A 17,028-nucleotide genomic window follows, 5' to 3' on the forward strand; every position below is an offset into this window, starting at 1 on the left:
GTGATGAAGAACGATTCGCACACCGGAGGTTGTTGACGTGACCGGAACCGACATGCTGCCCGCATCCTGGAGCGGCGTCCTCGGCGATGAGCTGGAGAAGCCCTACTTCAAGGAGCTCACGGCGTTCGTCGAGGAGGAGCGGGCCAAGGGGCCGGTCTACCCGCCGCGCGACGAGGTCTTCGCCGCGCTGGACGCCACGCCGTACGACAGGGTGAAGGTGCTGATCCTCGGCCAGGACCCGTACCACGGCGAGGGCCAGGGCCACGGTCTCTGCTTCTCGGTGCGCCCGGGCGTCCGGACGCCGCCCTCCCTGCGGAACATCTACAAGGAGATGAAGGAGGAGCTCGGCCACCCGGTCCCGGACAACGGCTATCTGATGCCGTGGGCCGAGCAGGGCGTCCTCCTGCTCAACGCGGTGCTCACGGTGCGCGCGTCGGAGGCCAACTCGCACAAGGGCAAGGGCTGGGAGAGGTTCACGGACGCGGTGATCAGCGCGGTGGCCTCGCGCCCCGACCCCGCGGTCTTCGTCCTCTGGGGCAACTACGCGCAGAAGAAGCTGCCGCTGATCGACGAGGAGCGCCATGTGGTGGTGAAGGGCGCACACCCCTCGCCGCTCTCCGCGAAGAAGTTCTTCGGCTCGCGGCCCTTCACGCAGATCGACAAGGCGGTCGCCGGGCAGGGCCACGAGCCGATCGACTGGCGGATCCCCGACCTGGGCTGACGGGGATCACCGGAGGTTGCGGCTAGCGTCGGTGGTACGCCGGGACGAACCGGACATCCGTGTGTGTGCGGCTACAGGAGGCAGCGGTGACGGAGTCGCAGCGGGAGACGTCGGGGGACGTCGTCATGGGCAGGATCGGCCAAGTGATCATGCTGCTGCACGGAGGCGACCGGGAGGAGGCCCGCAACCGGTTCGCCGGGCTGTGGGACGAGATCGGCGAGTCCGGCGACGCGCTGCACCGCTGCACCCTCGCGCACTACATGGCGGACACCCAGGACGACCCCGAGGACGAGCTGCTCTGGGATCTGCGGGCGCTGGCCGCGGCCGAGGGCCTGGATGACGAGCGTGTCGGCCGCCACGATGCCGCGGCCGCCGTCCGCGGCTTCTATCCCTCCCTGCACCTCAACCTCGCGGCCGACTACCTGAAGCTGGAGCGCAGAGAGGCCGCGCGCGTGCATCTGGGGCGCGCGCGGTCCGCGACGGGTGAACTGGCCGACGACGGTTACGGGGACGGCGTACGGGCGGCGATCGAGCGGTTGGAGTGGCGGCTGGGGGAGGGGTGAGGGGGGAAGGGGGCGAGGGGGTAGCCGTGACCGGTGCGGGCCGGTTGAGGTGGCCCGTGCGTCACCGGCCGTGCGTCACCGGCCGTACGTCTGGTGGCAGATCCGCGCCTGGGGGCTGTCCTGCGGCCAGCCCCCGTAGCCCTCACCGAGCGCGCAGACGTCGGCCTTGGCGCCGGACGGGTGGGCCGCGTGCTTCGGATGCCGAGGCGGGGCCGGCTGCGCCGGGTGGGCACGGCGGGGGCGCGCCGTACGGGGGCGTGCGGGCCGGACCGTGTGGCGGGCCGGTGCCGGGTTCGCACCGGGACCGCGGCCCGGCCCGGCTTCGCCGCCCGGGCGGTGTGCGGGCGGGTGGTGCGCGGGCGGGTGGTGTGCGGACGGGGCGGCGGCCCGGTGGCCGGACCCCGTCCCGGGAGGCACGGTCTCCAGCGCCTCGACCGGGGGCCCCTGCACGATCTGCGGGCCGGTGTGCTGCGCGTGGTGACCGGGCGTCCGGGACGGTCCGGGTGAGGGCGGGGGCGCCGGAGGGACGGCCACACAGCCGGAAGCCGCCGAGACGGCTGCGCCCAGCAGGGCCAGCGTGATGATCTTCGTTCGGTGCACCCGCCCAACTCTGCTGCCCGCAGGGGCTGTTCCGGGTACCGGAAGCGCGGATTGGCCCCGCACGGGTGAGCGCGGTCAGTCGCCGGTGACGCCGTCGATCCGCTCCCGGAGCAGATCCGCGTGGCCGTTGTGGCGGGCGTACTCCTCGATCATATGCGTGTAGATCCACCGCAGACTGAAATGCTCGCCCCGCCGGCCGAGCCCCTTGGAGAGGTCGTCCAGCGAGTAGCGGGCCGCCACCTCGCGGGCGTAGGCGATCTCCCGCTGCCAGGTGCCGTACGCCTCGTCCCAGGTGTCCGCATCGGTGAGGTGGAACTCCCCGTCCGGGTCCTCCTCGGTGTAGTAGAGCGGCGGGGTGTCCTCGCCCTCCATTACCTCGCGGAACCAGCCCCGTTCCACCTCGACCATATGCCGTACGAGCCCGAGCAGGGACAGCTCCGAAGGCGGCACCGCTGCCTCGTGCAACTGCTTCTCGTCGAGTCCGGCGCACTTGTGGGCCAGGGTGGCGCGGTGGTAGTCCAGCCACCCTTCGAGCATGGTGCGTTCGTCGGCCCTGAGTGGTGGTTCCTGGCGTTCCTGTGTCGTCATGCGGAGCATCATCACCCACGGGTCGGCGGCCCCGCTACGCGATATCCGTGCCCGGCTCCGACGGCCGCGCCCATCTGCCGCGCGCGGCCGGGGTCGCGGTCGGCGGGGGGCTTTCACCTCCATCTCGGGGCGGAGCTGGAGGACGAGCATGAAGCGCGGGGTGTGTTACTTCGGGGCAACCTTGCCGCCGCGGGTACGGCAGGTGCCACCGGCGGGCACCTCGCATGTGGGGCAGCCGAACTGTTCGACGGCGGCGGCCGGTTCGACGGGCTGGGGCTTGCCGCAGGCTCCCGTATCGTCTCCCGATATCGGAGTACGTCACGTACGGCTGTGCCGCCGAGGGAGTGGGCCATGAGCAAGCCACCGACCGCCGCCGGGATGCCGGACGAACTTCAGCGGCGGCTCGGGGTGTCCGACGCCGTGGTGATCGGCCTGGGATCGATGATCGGCGCGGGGATCTTCGCCGCTCTGGCTCCGGCCACGCACGCCGCCGGGTCCGGGCTGCTGACCGGCCTGGCGCTGGCCGCCGTGGTCGCTTTCTGCAACGCCACCTCCTCGGCCCGGCTCGCGGCCCGCTACCCGGCCTCCGGCGGCACCTACGTCTACGGCCGCGAACGCCTCGGTGACTTCTGGGGCTATCTGGCCGGGTGGTCCTTCGTGGTCGGCAAGACCGCCTCCTGCGCGGCGATGGCGCTCACGGTCGGCTCGTACGTCCGGCCGGGCCAGGCGCACGCGGTCGCGGTCGCCGCGGTGGTGGCGCTGACCGTGGTGAACTACACCGGGGTGCAGAAGTCTGCGCTCCTGACCCGGGTGATCGTGGCCGTGGTCCTGGCAGTGCTCGCCGCGGTGGTGGTCGCTGCCCTCACCTCCGCCACGGCGGACGCGGCTCGCCTCGAGGTCGGCGCGGATGCCACGGCCGGCGGGGTGCTCCAGGCGGCGGGCCTGCTGTTCTTCGCGTTCGCCGGGTACGCGCGGATCGCCACCCTCGGCGAGGAGGTCCGCGACCCCGCGCGCACCATCCCCCGGGCCATCCCTCTCGCGCTGGGTATCACCCTGGTCGTCTACGCCGTCGTCGCCGTCGCGGCGCTGGCGGTTCTCGGCCCCGATGGGCTGGCGCAGGCTGCGGCCCCGCTGTCGGATGCGGTCCGGGCGGCGGGCGTGGGCCGGCTGGTCCCCGTCGTGCGGGTGGGCGCCGCCGTGGCCGCGCTCGGCTCGCTGCTCGCGCTGATCCTCGGGGTCTCCCGCACCACCCTGGCGATGGCCCGGGACCGGCACCTGCCGCACGCCTTGGCCGCCGTCCACCCCCGGTTCAAGGTGCCGCACCGCGCCGAGCTGCTGGTGGGCGCCGTGGTCGCGGTGCTCGCCGCGACGGCGGACGTGCGCGGGGCGATCGGCTTCTCCTCCTTCGGCGTGCTGGCGTACTACGCCGTCGCCAACGCCTCCGCCTGGACGCTCACTGAGAACGAGGGACGGCCGAACCGGCTGGTCCCGGCCGTGGGGCTGGCCGGATGCCTGGTGCTGGCCTTCGCCCTGCCCGTGTCCTCGGTGGTCTCGGGGGCCGCGGTGCTGGCCTTCGGCGCCGCCGCCTACGGGGTCCGCCGCGCCGTGACCGCGAGCAGGGCGTAACCCGCGCGGCTGCCGCTACGGGGCGTCGTCGCCGAGGACTTCGCGGGCCAGCTCCTTGAGGGCCCTGCGGTCCTCGGTCAGGGCTTGCTTTCTGGCTTTCGTCACCTTGCAGACACGCCGAGTGCGGCCGTCGACCACCCGCTGCTCGGAGACCAGCAGCCCGTCGGTCTCCAGCTGGTGCAGCGTCGGGTACAGGGTGCCGGGGCTGATCTGGTAGCCGTGGCGGGCCAGTTCCTCGGTCATCCACGCGCCGTGGATCTCCTTCTCGGCCGCGTGGCGCAGGATGTGCAGCCGCACCGCGCCCCGCTGGAACCCCGGCACCCTGGCCCCACCTCCGGCAGTGACGAAACCGATATCGGCATCCGATGCTACGCCGGCGCCGGATGCCGCCCCGGCCAGCCGGTGTGACGGACACCCCGCCCGCCGGGCCGCCAGGGGCGGTCGGCCGACCACGCTGCGCAGCGCACCGGCGGTGGCCGTGCGCACCGCGCTGATCAGTACGTTCTCCCTGCTGGGGCCCCATCTGGTGCTGCGCTCCTTCGCGGACATCGCGGGCTGGCGGCCGCCGCAGCGCACGTATGCTGCCCAGGCACACGGCACCGGGAACGGCACCGAGCAACAGGACAGGCCGGTCAGCAGCCGGCCGCCGGAGCGACAGATCCACAGAGCGACACATCGACAGACGGACAGATCGACAGACGGAGAGGGAGGCCCCTGTGAAGGTCGGCTGCATCGGGCTCGGGGACATCGCGCAGAAGGCGTATCTGCCGGTACTGACGACCCTGCCCGGGATCGAACTGCATCTCCAGACCCGGACCCCGGCGACCCTCACCCGTACCGCCGAGACCTTCCACATCCCGGCGGACCGGTGCCACACCGACCTGGACTCCCTGCTTGCGCAGGACCTTGACGCCGCGTTCGTCCATGCGCCGACCGGTGTGCACCCCGAGATCGTGAGCCGGCTGCTCAGGGCGGGCGTGCCGACGTATGTCGACAAGCCGCTCTCGTACGAACTCGCCGAGTCCGAGCGGCTGGTGGCCCTCGCCGAGGACCGCGGTGTGAGCCTCGCCGTCGGCTTCAACCGGCGGCTGGCGCCGGGCTATGCCCAGTGCGCCGACCATCCCCGTGACCTGATCCTGATGCAGAAGAACCGGACGGACCTCGCGGAGGACCCGCGCACCCTGGTGCTCGACGACTTCATCCACGTCGTCGACACCCTGCGCTTCCTGGCGCCGGGCCCGGTCGAGCACATCGACGTGCGGGCCCGGATCCGTGCGGGGCTGATGCACCATGTGGTGCTCCACCTCTCCGGTGACGGTTTCTCCGCGATCGGCTCGATGAACCGGGTGAGCGGCTCCACCGAGGAGATCCTCGAAGTCTCGGGCCACGGCACCAAGCGACAGGTCGTCAATCTCGCGGAGACCATCGACCACAAGGGGCAGCCGACGGTCCGCCGCCGCGGCGACTGGGTACCGGTGGCCCGCCAGCGCGGCATCGAGCAGTGCGTGCTGGGCTTCCTCGACGCGGTGGCGGCGGGCAAGCTGCTCAGCGCCAGGGACGCCCTGCTGACCCATGAACTCTGCGAGCGTGTGGTCCTGCGGGCTCAGGCGCAGGCCGTCTGACCGAGCGCAGCCCTTCGACGGCGCACAGCACGGCCAGCACGGCCAGGGCGCCGTGGACCGGCCAGTCGCCGAACCTGACGTAGAGCGTCGTGCCGTGGGCCAGCGGGATGTCGTACACCTGCGCGGTGCTGCGGCCGGTTCCCAGCAGGGGGCCGACCCGGTCGCCTCCGGGCCCGTACACCGCGCTCACCCCGGTGAGCGTGGCGTGCACCATGGGACGGCCGGTCTCGGCCGCCCGCAGCGCGGCCAGCGACGCGTGCTGCTCGGGCGCCCAGCTGTGCTGGAACGACGAGGTCGACGACTGGGCCACCAGGAGCTGCGAGCCGTCCCTCGTCAGCTGCCTGCTCATGTCGGGGAACGCCGTCTCGAAGCAGATCAGCGGTCCCACCAGGAGCCCGTGGGGCAGCTTCATGACGACCTGGTGCGTGCCGTGCCTGCGGTCCTCGCCCGCGGCCCGCCCCACCGATGTCGCCCAGCCGAGCAGCGAACGCGCCGGGATGTACTCGCCGAACGGAACCAGCCGCATCTTGTCGTAGCGGTCGCCGGTCAGCCCGGCAGGACCGACGAGTACGGAACTCTTGTAGATGCCCGGTGCGTCGGACCGTCTGGCATCCACATTGACCAGGATGTCCGCGCCGGTCTCCCGGGACAGCCGGGCGATACGCGCCGTCAGATCCGGGCGCGCCGCCAGATCCTGGCCGACGCTGCTCTCGCCCCACACCACCAGATCGACATGGCGGCCCGCCAGCTGCCGGGTCAGCGCCTCACTGCGGGCGAAGCGGGCGTTGATACCCGGTACGACTCCGGGCTGGACGACCGCGATCCGGGTGCCGCCCGATGTCTCGGGGCGCGGCGCCCACATCCAGACGGCCCCGGTGAGGACGGCGCACGCCAGCACCCCGGCCACCGCCGTCGTACGGGCCGACTCGACCACCAGCAGCGCCACGACTCCGGTGTTGACCGCCACCACGAGGAGGCTCACCAGCCAGACTCCGCCCACCGATGCGAGCCGCAGCGCCGGTGCGACCTGCCACTGGCTGGAGCCCAGCAGTCCCCAGGGGCCGCCGAGCCCCTGCCAGGACCTCACCAGCTCGGCCATCAGCCATCCGGAGGGGAGCACGACCAGAGCGGCCGCCACCCGCGCGGCGCTCGCCGCCCCGCCCAGCATCCAGCGGACCAGCCACCCCCACGGCGCCCAGAGCAGCCCGAGCAGCGCGGCCAGCACCACGATGAAGACATTGAGGCTGGGAATCAGCCAGTGGTGCACGGCGATCATGAACCCGGTTCCGCCGAGCCAGCCGTCCAGGGCGGCCCGCCGCCCGGTGGGCGCCGCGCGTACCAGCAGCATCCAGGGCACCAGGGCCACATAGGCGAACCACCAGAGGGACGGCGCCGGGAAGGCGAACATCGGCAGCCCCCCGGCCAGCAGCGCCGCGGCCCCCCGCCACCAGGGCGAGTGACCGGCCCTGCGCAACCAGGGCGGGTGACCGGCCCTGCGCAGTCGCCCCAGCGGAATCCGCATCCAGCGCCTCCTCGCTCCCGCCCGGTGAGCAGCCTCGTGCAGACAGTCTCCGCCGAGTTGTCGCTTCCCACAGTGTGGGGGAGCGCGACGGCTACCGACAGTGCGCCCGCACGCGCACGGCGTGTCAGATCCCGCCGGGCACGCGCCGCCACTTCTCCTGTACGACGACGCCGAGCAGCCGCCAGCCGCTCTCCGTACGCACCAGGCTGAAGGCGTAGCGGCCGCCCGAGACGAAGTCCGGCGCGGCCGGTCCCGCGGCGCCGCCGGAAGCGCTGTCGGCACCCGGACCACCAGCTCCATCGGCACCCGCACCGTCGGACGGCCGGGACTTCAGCCGCATCGGGTTGAGGTAGTCGGCCTGGAGCTCCGCCCGGTCTCCCGGGTAGCCGCCCAGATCCTGGAGCCGCAGCCGCCGGTTGACGATCAGGTGCTGGCGTACCGGAAAGAGCCGCATCATCTCCGCGAGCCAGTCGGCGACCTCTGCCGCGGGCCCCTCGACCCCGCCGGCCGCGCGGTAGTCGGCCCGGCCGTCCGGTGCGAACAGGGCCCGGTAGTCGGCCCATTGGCCGTCGTCCACGGCCACCGCGTATCCGGTGATCAGTTCGTCGATGTCCAGCCGGTCCATCACGGTAGCGAGTTCCACGCGCTGAGTCATCGGCCCAGTCTCCGGCACCCGGTGCCCCGGGCCAAGGGGTCTGCAGGACCGCCCCGGCCACCCCGCACGGGACCCGACCGGCCGCACCGGTGGACAGCCCGCTCGACATCCCACGCCGGACCCGGGGAGAGTGACGCGGATGACTGTACGTATCGAACGCAACGGCCCCGTCACCACCGTCGTGCTCGCACGGCCCGAGGCGCGCAACGCCGTCGACGGCCCCACCGCTCTCGCGCTGGCCGACGCCTTCCGCGCTTTCGACGCCGACCCAGGACGCGGCGGTCGCCGTGCTCTGGGGCGAAGGGGGCACCTTCTGCGCGGGTGCCGACCTGAAGGCCGTCGGCACCCCGCGCGGCAACAACGTCACCGCCACCGTCGGCGCAGGGGACGGCCCGATGGGGCCGACCCGGATGCGGCTCGGGAAGCCGGTGATCGCCGCCGTCTCCGGTCACGCGGTGGCCGGTGGACTGGAACTCGCGCTCTGGTGCGATCTGCGGGTGGCCGAAGAGGACGCCGTGTTCGGGGTGTTCTGCCGGCGCTGGGGCGTACCGCTGATCGACGGCGGGACCGTACGGCTGCCCCGGCTCATCGGTGAGAGCCGGGCGATGGACCTGGTGCTGACCGGCCGCCCGGTCGGCGCGGCCGAGGCACACGCGATCGGACTGGCCAACCGGGTGGTGCCCGCCGGCACCGCACGTGCGGCTGCCGAGGAACTCGCCGCGTCCATCGCCGCGTTCCCGCAGACCTGCCTGTGCGAGGACCGCCTGGCGCTGCTGGAGCAGGGCGGTCTGTCCGAGGACGACGCGCTGGCGGGCGAACTGAGGCATGGCCGGATCTCGCTCACGCAGATGCAGCGCGGAGTGGATGAGTTCGCCGCCGGCGCGGGAAGGCACGGATCGTTCGGCCCACCGCCCGGTGTGTGACGCGCGGGTGACGGGCCCGCACCTCGCACGGACGGCCAGTCGCTGACCTGGCCGCACGTCACCCGCTGGCAGTTTGCCGCCATGGCGCCTATCCGCCAGCCCATTCGCCCCACGGCCGCCGCGAGCGCCCCGAGACTCTTCGCAGTGCCCGGGACACCACCCCCGTCAGCCCGGGCCCCGGAGAGAGGGGCACCATGACCAGAGCACCTGCGTGGCGGAGAGCCAGATGGCTCTCCGCCGGACTCGCGCTCGCACTGCTCCCGGCAGGCCAGGCGCTCGCGATGACGGGGGCGGGCAAGAGCCCCGTGCCGTCCCGCACCGCGCCGCCGTCCGCCACCGCCCACGCGACACACACCGTCACGCTGATCACCGGCGACCGGGTGACCGTCACCGACCTCGGCGGCGGCAACAGCACGGTCTCCGTCGAACGCCCGAAGGGCGCGACCGGAGCCGTCCGCAGCCAGACGTCCAACGGCCGGGTCACCGTGCTGCCCGACGAGGCCCTGCCGTACCTCCGCTCGGGCGTCCTCGACAAGCGGCTCTTCGACGTCACCGGCCTGGTCGAGCAGGGCCTCGGTACGGCCAAGGACAAGGCCGGCGATCTGCCGCTGATCGTCACGTACGGCAAGGGCGTCCGCAGCGCCGCACCGAGCGGCGCCACGACCGTCCGGTCCCTGCCGAGCATCGGCGGCGCCGCCGTACGGGCGGCCACATCCGGCACCTTCTGGAAGTCGCTCACCGACTCCCGTACCCGGCAGGCCGGTTCGTTCGCCGACGGGGTCGGGAAGGTCTGGCTCGACGGCAAGGTCAAGGCCGACATGGCCGAGAGCAACGCGCAGATCGGCACCCCCGCCGCCTGGCAGGCCGGACTCACCGGCAAGGGCGTCAAGGTCGCCGTCCTGGACACCGGTGTGGACGCCGACCACCCCGACCTCAAGGGCCGGATCAGCGCGTCCAAGTCCTTCATCGCCGGTGAGGACACCACCGACCGCAACGGCCACGGCACCCACACCACGTCGACCGTGGGCGGCAGCGGGGCCGCGTCCGACGGCAAGGAGAAGGGCGTCGCGCCGGACGCCGACCTGGCCGTCGGCAAGGTGCTCTCCGACGAGGGCTCCGGCACCGACTCCCAGATCATCGCGGGCATGGAGTGGGCCGCCAAGGACATCCACGCCAAGATCATCAGCATGAGCCTGGGCTCCCAGGAGGCCAGCGACGGCACCGACCCCATGGCGGAGGCCGTCAACACCCTCTCCAAGGACACCGGCGCCCTCTTCGTGATCGCCGCGGGCAACACCGGCGCCCCCACCTCCATAGGCTCGCCCGGCGCGGCCGACTCGGCGCTCACCATCGGCGCGGTGGACTCCGCCGACCAGCCCGCGTACTTCACCAGCCAGGGCCCGCGGCTCGGCGACAACGCACTCAAGCCCGACCTGTCCGCGCCCGGCGTGGACATCCTGGCCGCCCGCTCGCAGTACGCCGCCGAGGGCAGCGGCCCGTACCAGACGATGAGCGGTACGTCGATGGCCACCCCGCACGTCGCGGGCGTCGCCGCGCTGCTCGCCCAGAAGCACCCCGACTGGACCGGGCAGCAGCTCAAGGACGCGCTGATGTCGACGTCGAAGACGCTGCCCGACTCGGTGTACACGCTGGGCGCGGGCCGGGTCGACGTCCCCGCGGCCACCACCGCGAGCATCACCGCGACCGGCAGCGCCGACCTCGGCTTCTACGCCTGGCCGTACGCGGACGACAAGCCGGTCACCCGCACGGTGACCTACGCCAACTCGTCCGACGCGCCGGTGACTCTGGCGCTCGCCGCCGACGGAGCAGCCGACGGCGTCGTCAAGCTCGCCGACACGAGCCTGACCGTGCCCGCGCACTCCACCGCGCAGACCACCGTCACCGGCGACGGCGCCAACGCGCCCGTCGGCAACACCTCGGGGCAGATCACCGCGAGCGTCGGCGGCAAGGTTGTCGCCCACACCGCCTTCGGCCTGGTCAAGGAGGAGGAGCGGTACAACCTCACCATCCATGTGAAGGACCGGGACGGCGCACCGGCCGCCGCCGACCTCGCCGTAAAGGAACTGGCCGAGGGAACCGACCCGTTCAACGCGTCCGTCGGTGAATCCGGCACCCTCACCCTGCGGGTGAAGCCCGGCACCTACTCCGTGGCGTCGTTCCTCGACGTACGCGGCGCCAAGGGCAAGGACTCGCTCGGCCTCGGCTTCCTCACCGACCCGCAGATCGTTGTGGACGGCAACCGTGAGATCACTCTCGACGGACGCCAGTTGCACCAGATCACGGCTCAGGTGCCCCGGCGCACCGAGAGCCGGCAGCTGCTGATGGAGTTCGACCGCAAGGCGAACGGGGCCGACTTCGGCGGCGCCGTACAGGTGCCCATCACCTACGACAGCATCTTCGCCGCGCCCACCAAGAAGGTCACCGACGGGACCTTCGAATACCGCACCGTCTGGCGCCTCGGCAAGCCCCTGCTCGAAGCGGCCGCGGGCGGCAAGCAGATCAGTGACACCGTCGTACAGGCCGGCTCCACCGTCCTCGAAGGCAGCCACCGGGTCGGCATCGCCGACCTCGGGACCGGCACTGCGGCCAAGTACCAGGGCAAGGACGTACGCGGCAAGGCCGTCCTGGTCCGCGCCACGGCCGGCGTCACCCCGCAGCAGCTCACCGCAGCGGCGTTGCAGGCCGGAGCGGTCTCGCTCTTCGTCACCGACGACGCGCCGGGGCGGCTGAGCAACTGGTTCGGCGCGGACGACGGCTCGGACACGCCCCTCCAGGTGGCGTCCGTGAACGCGGCCGACGGCGCCCTGCTGGCCGCCACCGCACGCCGCCACGGCACGGTGGACCTCACCGGCACCCGCTACACGCCCTATGTCTACGACCTCTCCGACGGTCACCCCGGTGCGGTCCCGAATGACCTGACGTACAAGCCGGGCAAGAAGGATCTCGCCACCCTGGACACCGAGTTCTACGCCGCCAAGCCTGTCGACGGCGGCGAGTTCCGCTACTCGGTCACCGATACCTTCCCGGTCGGCTTCGGATTCGCGGAGCGCATGCACTACCCGGCCAAGCGCACCGACTACGTCAGCACCAGCACGGGCCAGACCTGGATGCAGTCCGTCACCGCCGGCCCGGACTCGTCGCTGGAGGAGCGCAGCGGCCTGGTCGCGTACAAGGGCGGCAGCCGCAGCGGACTCGACTGGTTCAAGCCCGTGCTGCACCCGTGGCTCGGCACCGGACTCGGCTGGGGGCAGCAGCGCGCCGGCAACGACCTCCAGTTCAACACCCCGGGCTGGGGCGACTCAGGCCCCGACCACACCGGATTCGGCGACGTGTGGAACGACACGTCCATGACCCAGACCACCGATGTGTACGCGAACGGGGTCCAGGTCGACCACAAGACCAGCTCCGGCGCCTACGCCTGGGACGCAGACCCGGCCGAGACCACGTACAAGGTGGTCACCGACACCACGCGGGACCCGGCCACCTGGGTGCTGTCCACCAAGGGCCACTCCGAGTGGACCTTCAAGTCGGCCGAGACACCGGCCGACCACTACACCTACCTTCCGCTGCTCAACCTGGGCTTCGACGTGAACACCGACTCCGCCGGTGACGTCCGCGCCGGGCACACCCTGCCCGTCTCCATCAGCGCCGAGTACATCAAGGGCGCCGCGGACACCGGGACGATCAAGTCGGGGGCGCTGGAGGTCTCCTACGACGACGGCAAGACCTGGACATCCGTCGGGCTCAGCACGGCACACGGCGAATCCGCCGTCTGGAAGGGCTCGCTGCAGGTGCCCAAGGACGCCGGATACATCTCGCTGCGTGCCTCCGCCACCGACGACCGGGGCGGCTCGGTGAAGCAGGAGATCATCCGCGCGGTGGGGGTGAAGTAGGAGTGGGGGGCAAGCAGGAGTAGGGGTGAAGTAGCAGAAACAGCACATCTCCGGACCCTCAGGTCCGGACCGGGAGCCCGGTACGGCGCAGGCCGTACCGGGCTCCCGCACGGACCGGAGAGTCCAAGGTCACAGTGGTTCTCCCAACTGCACACCTGGCCCCCTCGCCTAGCATCTGAGCATGACGGTCCTGCCCGACAACGGGTTCCCCCTGGCCGCCGGATTCCCGCATGCGACCCATGAGCAGTGGCAGCGCCTTGTGGAAGGTGTACTGCGCAAATCGGGTAAGGATGTCCCGGGTACGGCGGCGGAAGCAGCGCTCTCCACCGAACTGGACGACGGGCTGGTGGTCCAGCCGCTCTACACCGCGCCGGACGGCGGCGGCGGTGAGCAGTCCGGGACCACCGCGTCCACAGAGCTCCCGGGGTTCGCCCCGTTCACCCGCGGCAGCACTCCGGCCGGCCGTGTGGCCGGTGGCTGGGACGTACGGCAGCGGCACAGCCGGCCCGACGCCTCGCGCACCAACGCGGCCGTGCTCGCGGACCTGGAGAACGGTGTCTCCTCCGTATGGCTCACCGTGGGCGATGCGGGTGTCCCGGTGCCGGGTATCGGCGCGGCTCTCGAAGGCGTCCATCTCGACCTGGCGCCGGTCGTCCTCGACGCGGGCGCCGAATTCGACGGCGCGGCAAGGGAGTTGCTGCGGCTCCTCGACGAGCGCGGCGTCGCCCCCGACGCGGCGCTCGGCGTCCTCGGCGCTGATCCGCTCGGCCACGCGGCCCGTACCGGTGCGTACGACGCCGTGGCCCGGCACACCGCGCAGGCCGTCGCACTGGCCGAGCTGTGCCACCAGCGGTACCCGCAGCTGCGGGCGCTCGTCGTGGACGCGCTGCCGTACCACTCGGCGGGCGGCTCGGCGGCCCAGGAGCTGGGCTGTTCGCTCGCCACCGCGGTGGCGTACCTCCGCGCGCTCACCGCGGCCGGACTCGACGTCGGAGCGGCCTGCGGACAGCTGGAATTCCGGTACGCGGCCACCGCCGACCAGTTCCTGACGATCGCGAAGCTGCGCGCCGCACGCCGCCTCTGGGCCCGGGTGGCCGAGGCGAGCGGCGCCCCGGCGGCCGGGGCGCAGCACCAGCACGCGGTGACGTCCCCGGTGATGATGGCGCGGCGCGACCCGTGGGTGAACATGCTGCGTACGACGGTCGCCTGCCTGGCGGCCGGTACGGGCGGCGCGGACGCGGTGACCGTCCTGCCCTTCGACCACACGCTTGGCCTGCCGGACGACTTCGCCCGCCGTATCGCCCGCAACACGTCGACGATCCTGGTCGAGGAGTCCCATCTGGCACGGGTGATCGACCCCGCGGGCGGCTCCTGGTACGTGGAGCGGCTCACCGACGAACTGGCGCAGGCGGCCTGGGAGTGGTTCCAGGAGATCGAACGCGCCGGGGGCCAGGAGCAGGCCCTGCGGTCCGGGCTGATCGCCGGACGGCTGGCGGCCACCTGGGAGCGGCGCAGCGAGAAGCTGGCCGGACGGAGCGAACCGGTCACCGGCGTCAGCGAGTTCCCTCAGCTGGTCGAGCGCGCCGTCGTCAGGGACCCCGCACCCGCCGGTCCCGGCGGCGGCCTTCCGGTGGTCCACCGCGACGACGCCTTCGAAGCGCTGCGGGCCCGCTCGGACGCCCATCTGGCCGCGACCGGGGCCCGCCCCCGGGTGTTCCTGGCCGCACTCGGCCCCGCCGCCGCGCACACCGCGCGGGCCACCTTCGCCGCCAACCTCTTCCAGGCGGGCGGCATCGAACCGGTCCACGGCCCGGTGCCGGGCGAACCCGGTACGGCCGCCGCGGCGTTCGCGGACGCGGGCACCACCCTGGCCTGCATCTGTTCCAGCGACGCCGTCTACGCCGAACAGGCGCCGGAGACCGCCGGCGCGCTGAAGGCAGCCGGAGCGCGGCAGGTGTTCCTCGCCGGCCGCCCCGGAGACCGGCGCGACGCGTATCTGGCCGCCGGGGTGGACGAGTTCGTCTTCGCCGGAGGAGACGTGGTGGCCGTGCTGACCTCCGTCCTCGACCGTATGGGAGTGGCGTAATGCAGATCCCGGACTTCACCGAGATCGAACTGGGGCCGGGTGCCTCCGCAGGGTCCACCGACGAGCAGTGGCGGGCGGCGGTGAAGGAGAGCACCGGCCACAGCGTCGACGACCTGGTGTGGCAGACCCCCGAGGGCATCCCCGTCAAACCCCTGTACACGGGCCAGGACACCGAGGGGCTCGACTTCCTCGGCACCTACCCGGGGATCGCGCCGTATCTGCGCGGCCCGTACCCGACGATGTACGTCAACCAGCCCTGGACGATCCGTCAGTACGCCGGATTCTCCACCGCCGAGGAGTCGAACGCCTTCTACCGCCGCAACCTGGCGGCCGGTCAGAAGGGCCTCTCGGTCGCCTTCGACCTGCCGACGCACCGCGGTTACGACAGCGACCACCCGCGCGTCACCGGCGATGTCGGCATGGCGGGCGTCGCGATCGACTCGATCTACGACATGCGGCAGCTCTTCGACGGCATCCCGCTGGACAAGATGTCCGTGTCCATGACGATGAACGGAGCGGTGCTGCCCGTACTGGCGCTGTACATCGTCGCCGCCGAGGAGCAGGGCGTACCGCCGGAGAAGCTCGCAGGGACCATCCAGAACGACATCCTCAAGGAGTTCATGGTCCGCAACACCTACATCTATCCGCCGAAGCCCTCCATGCGGATCATCTCCGACATCTTCGCCTACACCTCGCAGAAGATGCCGCGCTACAACTCCATCTCCATCTCCGGCTACCACATCCAGGAAGCGGGCGCGACAGCCGATCTGGAGCTCGCCTACACGCTGGCCGACGGCGTGGAGTACCTGCGGGCCGGTATCGCAGCCGGTATGGACGTCGACGCCTTCGCGCCGAGGCTCTCCTTCTTCTGGGCGATCGGCATGAACTTCTTCATGGAGATCGCGAAGCTGCGCGCGGCCCGGCTGCTCTGGGCCAGGCTGGTCAAGGAGTTCGAGCCGAAGAACGCCAAGTCCCTCTCGCTGCGGACCCATTCGCAGACCTCCGGCTGGTCGCTCACCGCGCAGGACGTCTTCAACAACGTGACCCGCACCTGTGTCGAGGCGATGGCCGCGACCCAGGGCCACACCCAGTCGCTGCACACCAACGCACTCGACGAGGCGCTGGCCCTGCCGACCGACTTCTCCGCCCGGATCGCGCGCAACACCCAGCTGCTGCTCCAGCAGGAGTCGGGCACCTGCCGGGTCATCGACCCGTGGGGCGGCAGCGCGTACGTCGAGAAGCTCACGCACGATCTGGCGCAGCGCGCCTGGCAGCACATCGAGGAGGTCGAGGCGGCCGGCGGCATGGCGCAGGCCATCGACGCGGGCATCCCCAAGCTCCGGGTGGAGGAGGCGGCCGCCCGCACCCAGGCCCGTATCGACTCAGGGCGCCAGCCCGTCGTCGGCGTCAACAAGTACCGGGTGGAGACCGATGAGGAGATCGACGTCCTCAAGGTCGACAACTCCTCGGTGCGCACCCAGCAGGTCGCCAAGCTGAAGCGGCTGCGCGAGGAGCGCGACGAAGCGGCCTGTCAGGAGGCACTGCGGGCGCTGACCGACGCCGCGGGCCGCGACCCCGGGCCGGACCTGGACGGCAATCTGCTGGCGCTCGCGGTCGACGCCGCGCGGGCGATGGCCACCGTCGGCGAGATCTCCGACGCCCTGGAGAAGGTGTACGGGCGGCACGCGGGGCAGATCCGTACGATCTCCGGTGTGTACCGGACCGAGGCAGGGGAGTCGCCCTCCGTGGAGCGGACGCGCCGGCTGGTGGACTCCTTCGAGGAGGCCGAGGGGCGCCGTCCGCGCATCCTGGTCGCCAAAATGGGCCAGGACGGCCACGACCGCGGCCAGAAGGTGATCGCCACCGCCTTCGCCGACCTGGGCTTCGACGTGGACGTCGGCCCGCTCTTCCAGACGCCGGGCGAGGTGGCACGGCAGGCCGTCGAAGCGGATGTGCACATCGTCGGAGTCTCCTCGCTCGCCGCGGGACACCTCACGCTCGTCCCCGCGCTCCGGGAGGAGCTGGCGGCGGAGGGCCGGGAGGACATCATGATCGTCGTCGGCGGGGTCATCCCGCCCCAGGACATCCCGGCCCTGCACGAGGCAGGCGCCGCCGCGGTCTTCCCGCCGGGCACCGTGATCCCGGACGCGGCCTACGACCTGGTGGTACGGCTCGCCTCCGCACTCGGGCACGAGCTGTAGGGCCTGG

Annotated in this window: 12 protein-coding genes and 1 pseudogene; 8 read left to right on the forward strand and 5 right to left on the reverse strand. The window is 72.1% G+C overall.

What is annotated here, in order from left to right; genetic code table 11:
- The first annotated feature begins 37 nt into the window (after nucleotides 1-37).
- Together ung and OG210_RS28910 are read left to right on the forward strand one after the other, a co-directional pair.
- On the forward strand, nucleotides 38-721 hold the full coding sequence (gene ung / locus OG210_RS28905; protein ID WP_328324278.1) for a uracil-DNA glycosylase: 684 nt from the start codon (nucleotides 38-40) through the stop codon (nucleotides 719-721).
- A 125-nt stretch (nucleotides 722-846) separates the two neighbouring features.
- Nucleotides 847-1,284 carry a hypothetical protein gene (locus tag OG210_RS28910; protein ID WP_328335326.1) on the forward strand — a complete coding sequence of 146 codons (438 nt, stop codon included), beginning with the start codon at nucleotides 847-849 and terminating at the stop codon, nucleotides 1,282-1,284.
- Nucleotides 1,285-1,359: 75 nt separating this feature from the next.
- Here OG210_RS28910 and OG210_RS28915 read toward each other — a convergent pair whose 3' ends face one another.
- Nucleotides 1,360-1,884 carry a hypothetical protein gene (locus tag OG210_RS28915; RefSeq protein WP_371539434.1) on the reverse strand — a complete coding sequence of 175 codons (525 nt, stop codon included), beginning with the start codon at nucleotides 1,882-1,884 and terminating at the stop codon, nucleotides 1,360-1,362.
- Between the two features lie 75 nt (nucleotides 1,885-1,959).
- A complete protein-coding gene (locus tag OG210_RS28920) occupies nucleotides 1,960-2,472 on the reverse strand; it encodes a DinB family protein (protein ID WP_328324274.1) in 513 nt (170 codons plus the stop codon).
- Nucleotides 2,473-2,823: 351 nt separating this feature from the next.
- Between OG210_RS28920 and OG210_RS28925 the strand changes: the two genes are divergently transcribed.
- Nucleotides 2,824-4,098 carry an APC family permease gene (locus OG210_RS28925; protein WP_328324272.1) on the forward strand — a complete coding sequence of 425 codons (1,275 nt, stop codon included), beginning with the start codon at nucleotides 2,824-2,826 and terminating at the stop codon, nucleotides 4,096-4,098.
- A 15-nt stretch (nucleotides 4,099-4,113) separates the two neighbouring features.
- Here OG210_RS28925 and OG210_RS28930 read toward each other — a convergent pair whose 3' ends face one another.
- A complete protein-coding gene (locus tag OG210_RS28930) occupies nucleotides 4,114-4,419 on the reverse strand; it encodes a PadR family transcriptional regulator (RefSeq protein ID WP_371540533.1) in 306 nt (101 codons plus the stop codon).
- Between the two features lie 395 nt (nucleotides 4,420-4,814).
- On the opposite strand from OG210_RS28930, the gene OG210_RS28935 reads away from it, so the two are divergent.
- Nucleotides 4,815-5,720 (forward strand): Gfo/Idh/MocA family oxidoreductase, encoded by a 906-nt coding sequence (locus OG210_RS28935; RefSeq protein WP_328324269.1) that lies wholly within the window; start codon nucleotides 4,815-4,817, stop codon nucleotides 5,718-5,720.
- On the opposite strand, the gene lnt is transcribed toward OG210_RS28935, so the two are convergent.
- Both lnt and OG210_RS28945 read right to left on the reverse strand, forming a co-directional pair.
- The gene (gene lnt / locus OG210_RS28940; RefSeq protein ID WP_328324268.1) at nucleotides 5,644-7,242 is read right to left on the reverse strand and encodes an apolipoprotein N-acyltransferase; all 1,599 of its coding nucleotides are present in this window, start codon (nucleotides 7,240-7,242) and stop codon (nucleotides 5,644-5,646) included. The two genes, OG210_RS28935 and lnt, sit on opposite strands and share 77 nt — an antisense overlap.
- Nucleotides 7,243-7,366: 124 nt before the next feature.
- On the reverse strand, nucleotides 7,367-7,897 hold the full coding sequence (locus tag OG210_RS28945) for a nuclear transport factor 2 family protein (protein ID WP_371539438.1): 531 nt from the start codon (nucleotides 7,895-7,897) through the stop codon (nucleotides 7,367-7,369).
- Between the two features lie 139 nt (nucleotides 7,898-8,036).
- Between OG210_RS28945 and OG210_RS28950 the strand changes: the two are divergent.
- The 4 genes and pseudogenes from OG210_RS28950 to scpA all read left to right on the forward strand — a co-directional run bounded on the left by OG210_RS28950 (nucleotide 8,037) and on the right by scpA (nucleotide 17,021).
- Nucleotides 8,037-8,820 (forward strand): annotated as a pseudogene (locus OG210_RS28950) (crotonase/enoyl-CoA hydratase family protein).
- Nucleotides 8,821-9,014: 194 nt separating this feature from the next.
- Nucleotides 9,015-12,734 carry a S8 family serine peptidase gene (locus OG210_RS28955; RefSeq protein ID WP_371539440.1) on the forward strand — a complete coding sequence of 1,240 codons (3,720 nt, stop codon included), beginning with the start codon at nucleotides 9,015-9,017 and terminating at the stop codon, nucleotides 12,732-12,734.
- 181 nt (nucleotides 12,735-12,915) lie between these two features.
- Nucleotides 12,916-14,820, forward strand: a complete 1,905-nt coding sequence (locus OG210_RS28960; RefSeq protein WP_371539442.1) for a methylmalonyl-CoA mutase family protein — start codon at nucleotides 12,916-12,918, stop codon at nucleotides 14,818-14,820.
- Nucleotides 14,820-17,021 (forward strand): methylmalonyl-CoA mutase, encoded by a 2,202-nt coding sequence (gene scpA / locus OG210_RS28965; protein WP_328324258.1) that lies wholly within the window; start codon nucleotides 14,820-14,822, stop codon nucleotides 17,019-17,021. The genes OG210_RS28960 and scpA overlap by 1 nt, the downstream gene beginning before the upstream one ends.
- The last annotated feature ends 7 nt before the right edge of the window (nucleotides 17,022-17,028 follow it).

Origin of the sequence: Streptomyces sp. NBC_00466, assembly GCF_041433995.1 — a bacterium.
GTDB lineage: Bacteria > Actinomycetota > Actinomycetes > Streptomycetales > Streptomycetaceae > Streptomyces.